Source organism: Anaerobutyricum hallii DSM 3353, from assembly GCF_000173975.1.
In the GTDB taxonomy this organism is placed as follows: Bacteria; Bacillota; Clostridia; order Lachnospirales; family Lachnospiraceae; genus Anaerobutyricum; species Anaerobutyricum hallii.
The window spans coordinates 54,313-67,755 of the sequence record NZ_ACEP01000064.1 but is presented as its reverse complement, the minus strand read 5'-3'; the positions used below and the strand labels follow the sequence as shown (position 1 = coordinate 67,755).

Here is a 13,443-nt window from a genome sequence, read left to right as displayed (position 1 = left end):
TATCACACTCTCCGTCATATTTCCATTTCAATTTACTCAGTCAAGTCACTTCGTCCAGCTACATTTCCTGTCGGTTATGGCATCGAATGCATGACGCTCATGGATATGCGGTGTCACTTCGTTCATGTGCAGTGACCAGTTAATAATTCCCGTTTAACAAAAAACAGCTCCCCCAGAGAGAAGATACCTTCTCTCTGGGGGAGCGTCTCCTTGCCTGCGGCAATTCCTATTTAATTTTTAAAACTATGGATTGGTGCAGGGATTCTTCCGCCTCTGTTTACGAATGCGGAACAGTCAAACTGATTCACTGGCATAATTGGAGCATAACCTAAAAGTCCTCCAAACTGTACCGTATCACCAACGCCTTTACCGATTACAGGAATAATGCGGACTGCTGTTGTCTTCTGATTTACCATACCGAGTGCCATCTCGTCTGCGATAATTCCGGAAATCGTTGTTGCCTTTGTATCTCCCGGGATAGCAATCATATCAAGTCCAACAGAACATACACAAGTCATTGCTTCTAACTTCTCTAAAGTAAGTGCTCCTGCCTCTACTGCATCGATCATTCGCTGATCTTCACTAACTGGAATAAATGCACCACTTAAACCACCAACGTAAGAGGAAGCCATTACGCCACCCTTCTTTACCTGGTCATTTAAGAGAGCGAGTGCTGCTGTTGTTCCTGGTGCTCCGGCATATTCAAGACCAATTTCTTCTAAGATTTCTCCAACACTGTCGCCAACTGCAGGTGTTGGCGCAAGAGATAAGTCAATAATACCAAAAGGTACGCCAAGACGCTTAGAAGCTTCTTTTGCTACAAGCTGTCCTACACGGGTAACCTTGAAAGCTGTCTTCTTAATTGTCTCACAAAGTTCTTCGAAGTCTTTACCACGAACATTTTCAAGAGCACGTTTTACAACACCAGGACCGCTGACTCCGACATTGATGATAGTATCTGCTTCTGTCACACCGTGGAATGCACCTGCCATAAATGGATTATCGTCTGGTGCGTTAGTGAATACAACAAGCTTAGCATTACCGATACTGTCTTTATCTGCTGTTTTTCTGGAAGTCTCAAGAATAATCTCACCGAGCATCTTTACTGCATCCATGTTGATTCCTGTCTTTGTAGAACCTACATTGATAGAACTGCACACTCTGTCGGTTACAGAAAGTGCTTCTGGAATAGACTCGATAAGATACTTGTCTGCTTTTGTCATTCCTTTGTTAACTAATGCAGAATATCCACCGATAAAATTCACGCCTACTTCTTTTGCACAGCGGTCTAACTCTTTTGCAATGCGTACAAAGTCTTCTGGCCCTTTGCAGCAGGCACCACCTACTAAAGCAATCGGTGTGATAGAAATACGCTTATTTACGATAGGGATACCAAACTCCTGCTCGATTTCCTTTCCTACTTTTACAAGATTCTTTGCTTTTGTTGTAATCTTGTTGTAAATATTCTCACATACTTCATCAAGAGAATCACTGACGCAGTCTAACAGGCTGATACCCATTGTAATAGTACGAACATCAAGGTTCATCTCATGAATCATCTTATTAGTTTCAATTACTTCATTTATGTTTAACATAGCGGGCCTCCTAGATACGATGCATCATTTCAAAGATTTCCTGGTGCTGCGCCTGAATCTTAACACCAAGTTCCTCTCCAATCTGTTCAAGCTCGCTTGCCATAACAGGGAAAGTCTTAACTACTTCTTCTGACTCAACAATCATCATCATGTTGAAGAAACCGCCGGTAATTGTCTGGTTAATGTCAAGAATATTCACGTTGTTATTTGCAAGATAAGTACAAACCTTTGCAATGATTCCAACAGAATCTTTTCCGAGTACAGTGATAATTGATTTCTTAAGCTTTTTTCCTTCCATGGTTAATACTCCTTATGTGTGTAAATTATTTAAGGTAATTATACAAAGCAATTACTAGATATAATTACGATTTAACTGCTCAAGTTCTTTTTCTTTTTTCCCTAGATTATACAAGTAGGTGCGGTTCTGCTCGCTACCTGCAAAGTAAAGTTCGCTTTATCAAGATCAATATTATGTAATAAAAGCTCCACCTTTACCGTCTCATAGGCCAGTTCACCATAGTTATTCTCTTTACTAAGATGCCCCAGAAAAATATGTTTACACTCTTCTCCAATTACTTTTGACAAAAACTGTCCGGCTCTCTCGTTTGAAAGATGCCCTTTATTCCCCATAATTCGCTTCTTGAGAGGATATGGATACGGGCCAACCATAAGCATGTTTAAGTCATGATTGGACTCAACCAGTAAGGACTCACAGCCCTGTAACTTCTCTACAAGATATTCATCATATGTTCCAAAATCGGTTGCTACTCCGACTTTTGATTCCGTATCACTTACCGTATAACAGACCGGGTCTGCCGCATCGTGAAGAATACGGGATGCTTCTATTTTAATTCCATCCATGTAAATCGGATTGTCCGGTGTGATACTCTCAAAAAGATTTTTATCGACCTTTCCAAGAGAGGATGTACTTAAAATCTCATCAATGGTTTTTGCTGTAGCAAATACCGGAACGGGATACTTTCTAAGAAACACGCCAAGACCACTGATATGATCCATATGTTCATGTGTCACGAAGATTCCCTGAATGGTTTCCGGTGCTACTTCCATCTGTGTCAGTCCCTCCACAATTCTCTTTCTGCTGATTCCCGCATCAATAAGAAAATGGGACTTTTCATTACCTACATATATACAATTACCGCTGCTACCGCTGGCGATGCTCGCTAAATTCATCTATTTACCATCCTTTTGGCTCAAATTTACCAACCATTATATACTAAATTATCTTATTAGTAAAGAGTTAGTAAAGAGAAAGCAGGCTCTCTACTGCCGTTTTTATCTGATTTTCCGTTTCAGAGATTCCTAAATGGTTATCAATTACTGTGGAACATTCCTTCCGAAATACTTCTTCTGGAAGCTGTTTTGCCATAATTTCACGGCACTTTTCTTCGGTATATCCCCGGCCTTCTTTTAGACGCTCAATACGAGTTGCCTCATCTACATAGACATACCACATCATATCAAAATCATTCTGATAGCCTTCTTCTAAAAGGAGAGCCGCCTCCACCGCAATGAAAGAAGCCTCTCCTTTTTCCTTTATCCCATCGATCCGATGGAAAATCTCTTTTTTTACATTCGGATGTGTAATCGCATTTAAACGGGCGAGTCGTTCCTGATTTCCAAAAACAACTTTTGCCAATGCCGGCCGGTCAATCGTTTTATCTTGGGCAAGGATTCCCTCACCAAATGCCTCCACGATGTCTAAATAATTCTGCTGGCCTGGCTCCATTAAATCATGTGCCACTAAATCGGCAAGAATCACTTCCGCACCGTATTTTTCTTTTAAAATGTTCATGACCACACTTTTTCCGGAACCAACTCCGCCAGTAATCCCGACAACTTTCATATTATTTTGCTCTTTATTTTGCTTCATACCAGGTCTTTCCTTCTTCAATATCAATAGACAGCGGAACTTTAAGGTCTGCCGCTCCCATCATTTCTTCTTTTAATATCTTGCGTACTTCTTCTACTTCATCCTCTTTTGTCTCGATTAAAAGTTCATCGTGAATCTGTAAAATAAGTCTTGAAGCAAGCTTTTCTTCCTGCAGACGTTTACTCACACGAATCATCGCGATCTTAATAATATCCGCAGCCGTTCCCTGAATGGAAGAATTCATCGCCACACGTTCGCCAAAACTTCTCTGCATAAAGTTACTCGAAGAAAGTTCTGGAATTGGACGGACACGGCCATATAACGTCTTAACATAGCCTTCCTTTTTGGCAAATGCTACATTGCCGTCAAGATACGTCTTAATTCCCGGATATGTTGCAAAATATTTATCAATATATTCGCTCGCTTCTTTTCTCGAAATCTTTAAATCCTGACTTAAACCAAACGCACTGATACCGTAAACAATACCAAAGTTTACTGCCTTTGCACTTCTTCTAAGCAGCGGAGTGACTTCTTCAAATGGTACACCAAATACCTGAGATGCAGTCATACGGTGAATGTCTTCTCCATGTCGGTACGCATCAATCAGGTGTTCATCTCCTGCCATATGTGCAAGCACACGAAGCTCGATCTGAGAGTAATCTGCACTGACAAATACATAACCTGAATCTGGCACAAATACTTTTCGAATCGCCCTGCCAAGTGGCATACGAATCGGGATATTCTGTAAGTTTGGATCAGAACTTGATAATCTTCCCGTTGCCGTTACTTTCTGATGAAAAATACTGTGAATCTTTCCATCCTCCTGAATAAAGGCTGCCAGACCATCCGCATAGGTAGACTTTAATTTTGTAAGCTGACGATATTCTAAAATGTTAGAAACAATCGGATAATCTGGTGCCAGCTTCTCTAAAATATCCGCACTCGTGGAGTAGCCTGTTTTTGTCTTTTTCGCAAACGGCATCTTTAAATCTTCAAATAAGATGACACCAAGCTGTTTTGGTGAATTGATATTAAATGTCTTGCCTGCCTGCTCATAAATATTTTTTTCCAGCTCTTCAATACGTCCTACAAGCTGGTCGCCATATTCTTTTAAGGCATCCTTTTCTACTGTGATTCCGTACTTTTCCATATCGTAAAGCGTGGCAACCGTTGGACGCTCAATCGTAAGATAGAGTTCTTCCATTTCGGCTTCTCTCAACTTTTCAAGTACAAGTGGATAAGCATGGAATGGCACATAGGAAAGATAGGCTGCCATCTGCACTGTCTTCTCTTCTTCCTGTGAAAAGACTTCTTCTAACGCTTTTTTCCCGCAGACTTCCTTTCTTGACGGAAGCATCTGACGAAGGTAATCTCTTGCAATGTCCTCATAGTCATACGCAGACTGTAATGGATTTAACAAATATGCCTGTATACCTACATCCTGAATCTGGCTTTCATACTCTCGCACTTCTTCTGAAAAATGTAACAGTGCTTTATAATCAAGGACAATCAGCTCTGTTCCTTCTTTTAAAAGCTCTGTAATCTTTTCTTTTAAATAGTCCTCTGTCACAAAGCCGCCCACTAAGGCAAGTACTGTATTATCCCTCCATGTAAGAGAAAGCCCCTTACAATTTCCACTCACACCGATAATTCCAAGCGCTGCCTGTCCCTCTTCTTTAATAGAAGTAAATGCATTCTCTATTTCGCCCAGGTCAAAAGTACTTACAACTTCTAAAGTCTCTTCTTCCTTTTCGTCCTCCCCAAAATATTTAAAAAGGCTCTTTAATTCCAACTCTTTAAATAACTGGTATGCATCCTTTGTAAAAAGTGTTCCAATCTTTGCATCTTTAAAATCATAAGAAATATCGCAGTCTTTTTTAATTGTCGCAAGATCTTTGCTCATAATTGCCTGCTCATAGTATTCCTGCAGATTATTTTTTGCGCGGGCAGGCTTGATTTCTTCGATATGCTCATGGGCATTCTCAATGGAATGGTACTCTTTAATAATCTTTGCGGCTGTCTTTTCCCCGATACCAGGAACTCCTGGAATATTGTCGGAAGTATCGCCCATAAGCCCCTTCATATCAATAAATTCTGTTGGGCTCACGCCGTAAAGTTCGCGGACATCTTCCTCATAATAGTCCTCTGTTACCGTACCAGAGGCCTTGGTCTTTGGAATCTTAATTTTTACTTTTTTTGTCGCAAGCTGTAATAAATCCCGGTCTCCAGATACAATAGCCACATCAAATCCAGCTTCCTCGGCTTCTTTTCCGATTGTTCCCAAAATATCATCTGCCTCAATGCCTGCCTGCGTGATAATCGGGATTTCCATTGTCTTTAAAACTTCCTTCATCAACGGAACCTGCTCATGTAATTCCGCTGGCATTGGCTTTCTCGTCCCTTTATATTCTTTATATTTTATATGACGGAAGGTCGGTTCTTTCCGGTCAAATGCCACAAGAAGATGCGTTGGCTTCTCCTCTTCGACATAGCGAAGCATGATATTTAAAAAGCCAAGAACCGCATTCGTATGCTTTCCCTCGGCATTCGTCAAATCCGGCAGCCCATAAAATGCCCGGTTTAACAGGCTGTGTCCGTCCAACAGCATAATTTTATCTGCCATTCTTTCCTCCTAAACTTTATTTATGTACTCTCGGAATTTTATCACACAATCAAATGCTGAAAAGTTCTGAAAATACATAATTTAACAATTATAACATAAACATATTTTTCAATTTCTTTATAATTATTCAGCAAAATAATACAACAGCCCACAACTGAATACAGACATTTCTTTCTTCAGTGCAGGCTGATGTATCGTATCATTCTTATTTCTTTTCCCTAATGATACAATGCAATGGATAAAACATCACAGCAACATTGCAGAAATCAGATACGCAAACATCCATATTAAAATCGCCGCCGTGACAAGAATTGTTATGATTTTCGCTATATGTTTACGCTTTGCTTCTCTTTCAATCTCTACATAACGACTTTCTACTTCATTCTGAAGCTTCTTCCTAAAATCCGCAGCCAGTTCTTCTCCTTCATCGAGCTGCTTTAATCCAACAAGCATCACATAATAGATTTCTAATTCTTCCCAGCAATCTTTACAATCTCGGACATGCTCGATAAAAGCCTTTGTCTCTTCTTTATCTAACTTATTATTAATAAAATTCAGTACCATGGACTGTGCGTTCTGACAATTCATATGTTTCTCCAGTTTCAATATTTTATAATTATTAAGACATTACTTAGGGTATATTTGTATCCCAGAGCGTGTTTGAAAAATGCTTTCTGCAAGATGTGCATCACAATTTGCGGGAGATTTCGCCTGAATGAGGGCGGCGTAGCGGGCTACGGCAACTGAATGAAGGCAAAATATACCGTAAATTGAGGTGTGCAAATTGCTGGAATGGTTTTTCAAACACGCTCTAGCACGTTGAAAGAAGTTGAAGGAAATGGATTTATCCTGAAACTTCAATGTGCCGGCATACAAATTTTATTCTTGTCTTTGATTCTGTTATGCATTTTTCAGGAATGCAACATATCCCTTTTTCGCCTCATATAAATCAGATTTGCTGATAATCTCCCACGGAGCATGCATACTCAATACTGCCACGCCGCTGTCTACAACTTCCATGCCGTAAAGGGCAGCGATATAAGCGATGGTTCCACCTCCGCCATAATCTACCTTTCCAAGTTCCGCGGTCTGGAACGCAACCTTGTTATCATCAAAAATACGTCGAAGTCTTGCAAGATATTCTGCGTTCGCATCGTTAGAGCCGGACTTACCTCTTGCTCCGGTATATTTATTAATAACCATTCCTTTTCCAAAGTACGCACAGTTTTTCTTCTCAAAAGCTTCTGCATAAGCAGGGTCGTAAGCAGCACTTACATCGGAAGAAAGCATTCTGGAACGGGCAAGGGTTCTTCTTACTGCTAAGTTGGAATCCTGTCCCATCAGAGCAAGAATCTCTGCAACGGTATTCTCAAAGAACATGGACTGCATACCTGTTGCTCCGACACTTCCGATTTCTTCTTTGTCTACTAAAAGACAGCAGGAAGTTCTATCCACATGCCCTGCCTCCATCATGGCTGCAAAAGATGGGTAAGCACATACTCTGTCATCATGCCCATAACCGGCGATCATGCTGCGGTCAAGTCCACAGTCTCTTGCTGGACCTGCTGGTACCACTTCGATTTCTGCGGAGAGGAAGTCTTCCTCTTCCATCTGGTATTTCTCTTTCAAAAGACGTAAAATATTCGCTTTCACTGCATCTTTTTCTTCTCCTGCAAGAGGACGGCTTCCGACAAGGATATCCAGATTTTCACCTTCCACAACAACGGAGCCTTTCTTTTCCATCTGCTTTCCAGCTAAATGAATCAACAAATCTGTTACATAAACAACTGGGTCAGCAGGATCTTCACCAATATTTACATTCACTACCGTTCCATCCTTCTTTGCCACAACACCATGAAGTGCAAGCGGAAGTGCAACCCACTGATACTTCTTAATTCCACCATAATAATGCGTATCCATAAAAGATAATTCGGTATCTTCATATAATGGATTCTGCTTTAAGTCAAGACGTGGAGAATCAATGTGGGCGCACAGGATATTCATTCCTTCGGTAAGCGGCTGCTTTCCAATCTGGAAAAGAGCAATTGTCTTACCCATGCCGACACCATATACTTTATCTCCTGCTTTTAAGCGGGTTCCCTGTGCAATCAGTTTATTAAGATCCTGATAGCCGTGACTTTCCGCTTCTTTGATAAAATACTGCGTACACTCACGTTCTGTCTTACATTTACTTAAAAATTCTTTATACTCTTGCGCGAGAACTTCTACATTCTTATCGTCCTCTTCTGTATAACTAAGCCATGAATTTTCTCTCATAACATTACACCTCCATAAACGATTTTATTATATCCCAAGAAGCGTTCCGGGTCAATCCGGTGCGTGTCTAAAAACTCGTTCATCTGCAAGACAGCGCATCACAAAGAATTTCTGCGAGCCGCTCAGTATCCACCTTTTTTTTCTTACCCTTTACTGTCAGCAAGATATTACTCTGCCTGAATACTTCCCTGCAAATCTCTGTCATCCGCTCTGTTGTAACCCGGCGATAAGATTCCGTTCGCTCCTCAATGTCTTTATAGTATACGTCAAGAATATGTCCTTCATAAGCTCTCACCCAGTTAAATTCCTCCGTATCATCTAAAAGGAACCCCGCATTATCTACATAATGAGGAAGAACATAGGAAAGTTCATCTGTTATGCCCTCTTTCATGGACTTCAACACTTCTACAACCGTCTCCACAGAATCATAAAGATGCTTTGGCAACACTTCATAAGTGAGTGTCATCTGCCCGATATTATTATAATGCTGGAAACATGGGTCATAGCTATATACATAGCCCTTTTTCTCTGAAAGTTCCTGATGAATCTTACAGAACTCACCCTCAAATAAAATATCAAACAGCAGATTTTTCTCTGCTAATGTATAATTTGACGCATTAATGTCTACTGAAAAGCAGACACACGTTTTCTTACTGTTTTTCACATACACTTTTGGCTTTCTTGCAAAAAAGCGTTTCGGAACCGGAGCGAGATTCTTCCGTTCTTTTTTCATTACAGTAAGTGGGTAATTTTCCATAAGCTTTGTTACAGTTACAACTGCTGTTTCTGGATAATTGCCGCTTATATAAAAGAAAATGTTATTGGAAGAAAGTACTTCTTTTTGAAATTTACGAAGCTGTTTCCCTTTTATTTTATCTAATGTTTTTTTCTTTCCGGTAATTGTCCGCTCTAATGAAGTATTTTTCCACGCAATCTTTTTTGTAAAATAACCAAGGCTGCTTTCCTCATCTTCCTCACGGATTTCTGCCTTGATGCGCTTTCTTTCTGTATCAATCACTTCTTCCGGAAGAGTAATCGGTTCAAAAATCCCGGTCAGAATCTCCGCTGCCTCCTCAAAATGTGCCGGTGCTCCCGTGATAATAAACTGAATAAATTCTTCATAAGTGGAAGCATTAAAATCAAGCCCGCACCGGTCTAAAGTCTGGTACAGATTCTCTCCCATCTGATAATGAATGTTTTTAAATACAATATGCTCGAAAAAATGAGAAATTCCGTTATTCTCCTTTGTCTCAAACAGCGAACCTGCCCGCACATAAAGGCACAGGCAGAAGCTATGAATATTTTCATTTTTGTCGTGAAATACAGATACTCCCTGCGGAGTAATATGTTCTCGTTCCATCAACACCTCCAAATTTCATTTATTTTCTTCTTCGGTCACATCGACCGTTTTGAATTCGTTCTTTTCTAAGGTTGTAAAGTCCATTTCTGGCAGTTCCGGATGGACTTCTTCTGGCTGTTCTTCCATATCGATAATAAACGATACAAGAAGCGTATCTTCGTTAACTTCTTCTCCATCTTTGACATAGATTTTATCAACGGTACCATTTACTTTGGAAATGACAGTTGTCTCCATCTTCATCGCCTCAATAACCATGAGTGGCATATTTTTCGTTACACGGTCACCTTCTTTGATTCGGATATCACAGATTGTTCCCGGTAAAGTTGCTCCAAGATGACCAGGATTTTTCGGATCTGTCTTTAATCTGCGGTCCGCCTTCACTTCAAAATGCTTGTCAAGAATCTTTACCTCCCGAAGGAATCCATTTACTTCAAACTGTAAAATGCGGTATCCTTTCTCATCGGGTTCTGACTTACCGACAAACTTAATTAATGTATCATTGCCTTCCTCAATCTGGATAGTTGTCTCTTCACCTGGACGAAGCCCATAGAAATACACATGACTTTCTAACTTCGATACATCATTATATGCCTGGAAATGCTCACAATAGTCCTCATATACCTTCGGATAAAGGGCATAACTTAGCACTTTCTGCTCCATGACTTCCGGCTGTTCCATCGATTCCATGTAATAGTTTTCGCGAAGATGCCTGCCGATTGCCTCAAAATCTACATCGGGAAGTAAACTTCCCGGACGCACCGTTATCGGTTCCTGTCCTTTTAATACAATACGCTGTAATTTTTCCGGAAAACCACCTTCTGGCTGTCCTAATGCACCCTTAAAATATTGTACAATAGAATCTGGATAAGACAAGTCTTTTCCTTTCTCTAAAATATTATCTTTTGTCAGATCATTTTTCAACATAAAAATTGCCATATCTCCTACAACTTTTGAAGTCGGGGTTACTTTAATGATGTTGCCAAGCACCTCATCTGCTTCTTTATAAAGACGCTTAATATCATTAAAATCATTACCTGCACCCATTTCTTTGACCTGTGCAGCAAAGTTAGAATACTGACCTCCCGGAATCTCGTATTTATAAATTTCCGGATTTGGAGAGTCCATATCACTCTCAAATGGCTTGTAAACCTTTCGTTCATGCTCATAATATTCATTTAAAACAAGGAGACCATCCGGGTCAATTCCGGTATCCCGCTTCGTTCCCCTTAATGCCTCCACCAACGCATTCATGGACGGCTGGCTCGTAAGGGAACTCATTGAACCAATCGCACAGTCTACAATATCAGCTCCGGCTTCTGCTGCCATCAGATAGGTTGCGATTCCATTTCCCGTTGTATCGTGTGTGTGTAAATGAATCGGCACACGGACTTCTTCCTTTAATGCGGTAATTAATTCTTTTGCTGCATACGGTTTTAGCAGGGAAGACATATCTTTTAACGCAATAACGTGACAGCCCATTCTCTCTAACTGTCTTGCCTTTTTACAGTAATAATCAATTGTGTATTTTGTTTCTTTTGGATTTAAAATATCTCCCGTATAACAGATAGCCCCCTCGACTACCTTGCCAGTCTTTAACGCTTCTTCTACCGGAAGTTTCATATTTTCTATCCAGTTCATGCTGTCAAAAATACGGTAAATATCTACGCCGTGGTCACTGGATACCTTGATAAACTTTTTGATAACATTGTCCGGATAGGTGCTGTAGCCGACAACATTGGAAGCACGAAGCAGCATCTGAATCATCACATTTGGCATACGTTCTCTTAAAATATCCAGTCGTTTCCATGGGGATTCCTTTAAGAAACGGTATTCTGTATCGTAAGTTGCACCGCCCCACGCTTCGATAGAATAAGCATCCTTTAAATACAGGTTCGTTGCTCTTGCCGCTCCTGCCACTTCTTTTGTACGCATTCTTGTTGCAAGAAGAGACTGCTGTCCGTCACGCATTGTCGTATCGGTGACATAAAGTTTGTCACTTCGATACACCTTTTGGGTAAATTCCTTTGCCCCAAGTCTTAAAAATTCATCTCTTGTTCCAAACAGTTTCCGTTCCGTATCAATAACAGGAACCTTTCTATTCTCAAGAAACGGCTTTGGTCCTGGATTGACATTCACCATCTTATTGGCAAGAAATTCCAATATTTTTGTTGTTCGGTCTAACTTGTAATGCAGTTCAAACAGTTCCGGTGTCTCTTCTATAAAAGTAGTAAAGCACTTTCCTTTATGAAATGTTTCATGATTTAATACGTTAATCAAAAATGTAATATTGGTCTTTACTCCGTGAATCCTCAGTTCTTTTAATGCACGCACAGACTTGTGAATCGCATTCTCAAAAGTACGGTCATGGGAAATGACTTTTACAAGTAAGCTGTCATAGTGTGGTGTAATGACAGCTCCCGTATAAGCCGTTCCTCCATCCAGACGGATTCCACCACCCGAACCAGAACGATATAAATCAATCTTTCCCGTATCTGGCAGGAAATGATTTGCCGGGTCTTCTGTTGTTACTCTTGCCTGCAGGGCGTAGCCAGTACATTTGATTTCATTTTGTGAATAAATGTGAATCGTTGGGGAATTTAACGGATACCCTTCTGCAATTAAAATCTGACAGATCACAATATCAATTCCCGTCACCATTTCTGTCACGGTATGTTCTACCTGAATACGTGGATTCATTTCAATAAAATATGGATGCTCCTCCTCATCTACCAAAAATTCCATCGTTCCAGCATTCGTATATCCGACTCTTCTGGCAAGTCTTTTTGCCGAATCCAAAATCTTCTTTCTCGTCTCTTCCGAAATCGACCATGCTGGTGCAAACTCAATGACCTTCTGGTTTCTTCGCTGCAAGGAACAGTCTCTGTCATAAAGATGGACGATATTTCCATAATTATCGCCAAGAATCTGCACTTCGATATGCTTTGGATGAATGAGATACTTTTCTATAAAAAGCTTCGCCTCTCCAAAAACTCGTTTGGATTCATTCCGTGACTTTTCAAATGCTTCTTCCATCTCCTCCTGACTTTGTACAATGCGCATTCCTCTGCCACCACCGCCATTACTCGCCTTTAACATAACAGGATAGCCAATCTCATCCGCGATTTTCATTGCCGTATCCACATCATGAATAATAAAATCACTGCCGTCAATAATTGGAACCTTACTCTCCTCTGCCGCTCTTTTTGCAGAAATCTTATCCCCCATAATGTTCATTGCCTCTACATTCGGTCCGATAAATACAATATCATTTTTCCGGCAGGCTTCGGCAAACTCCGGATTCTCCGATAAAAATCCGTATCCGGGATGAATCGCATCCACCTTTTTCTCCTTCGCAATCCGGATAATTGTAGGAATGTCTAAATATGCATCCACTGGCCCTTTATCTGGATTTAACGGATATGCCTCATCTGCTTTTGTACGAAAAAGTGCATACCTGTCCTCTTTAGAATAAACAGCTACTGAGCCAATCCCTAACTCACTCAATGCCCGAAATACACGAATCGCAATCTCTCCTCTGTTTGCGACAAGCACTTTTTTGAACTTCTTTACTTCCATAATCATAACCCATCCTCCAAAACTGCAATATTTTTCACTCAGAAGTTATACAAGTTTCAAAACAAATAAAAATCCCCCGTATTCAAAACCTTATTATTTAGTATACCTGTATATTTTTACA

10 protein-coding genes and 1 pseudogene are annotated in these 13,443 nt (G+C 40.4%); 1 reads left to right on the top strand and 10 read right to left on the bottom strand.

The annotated features are described in order from the left end of the window. Positions 1-230: 230 nt before the first annotated feature. The 6 genes from EUBHAL_RS05865 to EUBHAL_RS05840 all read right to left on the bottom strand — a co-directional run bounded on the left by EUBHAL_RS05865 (position 231) and on the right by EUBHAL_RS05840 (position 6,697). Positions 231-1,595 (bottom strand): PFL family protein, encoded by a 1,365-nt coding sequence (locus EUBHAL_RS05865; protein ID WP_005346364.1) that lies wholly within the window; start codon positions 1,593-1,595, stop codon positions 231-233. Between the two features lie 10 nt (positions 1,596-1,605). Next, positions 1,606-1,893 (bottom strand): ACT domain-containing protein, encoded by a 288-nt coding sequence (locus EUBHAL_RS05860; protein WP_005346363.1) that lies wholly within the window; start codon positions 1,891-1,893, stop codon positions 1,606-1,608. Between the two features lie 101 nt (positions 1,894-1,994). After that, positions 1,995-2,786 carry an MBL fold metallo-hydrolase gene (locus EUBHAL_RS05855; protein ID WP_005346350.1) on the bottom strand — a complete coding sequence of 264 codons (792 nt, stop codon included), beginning with the start codon at positions 2,784-2,786 and terminating at the stop codon, positions 1,995-1,997. Between the two features lie 67 nt (positions 2,787-2,853). Next, a complete protein-coding gene (coaE, locus tag EUBHAL_RS05850; protein ID WP_005346346.1) occupies positions 2,854-3,486 on the bottom strand; it encodes a dephospho-CoA kinase in 633 nt (210 codons plus the stop codon). Continuing rightward, on the bottom strand, positions 3,473-6,109 hold the full coding sequence (gene polA / locus EUBHAL_RS05845) for a DNA polymerase I (RefSeq protein ID WP_005346344.1): 2,637 nt from the start codon (positions 6,107-6,109) through the stop codon (positions 3,473-3,475). Before polA ends, coaE begins: the two co-directional genes overlap by 14 nt. A gap of 246 nt (positions 6,110-6,355) precedes the next feature. Further along, positions 6,356-6,697, bottom strand: coding sequence for an anti-sigma factor family protein (locus EUBHAL_RS05840; RefSeq protein WP_044922194.1), 342 nt, complete (start codon positions 6,695-6,697; stop codon positions 6,356-6,358). On the opposite strand from EUBHAL_RS05840, the gene EUBHAL_RS16770 reads away from it, so the two are divergent. Continuing rightward, on the top strand, positions 6,698-6,856 hold the full coding sequence (locus tag EUBHAL_RS16770) for a DUF6783 domain-containing protein (protein WP_334290884.1): 159 nt from the start codon (positions 6,698-6,700) through the stop codon (positions 6,854-6,856). It abuts the gene before it with no gap. Here EUBHAL_RS16770 and EUBHAL_RS16765 read toward each other — a convergent pair. From EUBHAL_RS16765 to EUBHAL_RS05825, 4 genes and pseudogenes are all read right to left on the bottom strand, one after another. After that, positions 6,818-6,913, bottom strand: a pseudogene (locus EUBHAL_RS16765) (DUF6783 domain-containing protein); the annotation flags it as partial. The gene EUBHAL_RS16770 and the pseudogene EUBHAL_RS16765 overlap by 39 nt on opposite strands. A 96-nt stretch (positions 6,914-7,009) precedes the next feature. Beyond that, positions 7,010-8,386 (bottom strand): aminopeptidase, encoded by a 1,377-nt coding sequence (locus EUBHAL_RS05835; protein WP_005346337.1) that lies wholly within the window; start codon positions 8,384-8,386, stop codon positions 7,010-7,012. Between the two features lie 79 nt (positions 8,387-8,465). Continuing rightward, the gene (locus tag EUBHAL_RS05830) at positions 8,466-9,746 is read right to left on the bottom strand and encodes a M16 family metallopeptidase (protein ID WP_005346335.1); all 1,281 of its coding nucleotides are present in this window, start codon (positions 9,744-9,746) and stop codon (positions 8,466-8,468) included. A gap of 15 nt (positions 9,747-9,761) precedes the next feature. Beyond that, the gene (locus tag EUBHAL_RS05825; RefSeq protein ID WP_005346333.1) at positions 9,762-13,328 is read right to left on the bottom strand and encodes a pyruvate carboxylase; all 3,567 of its coding nucleotides are present in this window, start codon (positions 13,326-13,328) and stop codon (positions 9,762-9,764) included. Positions 13,329-13,443 lie beyond the last annotated feature (115 nt).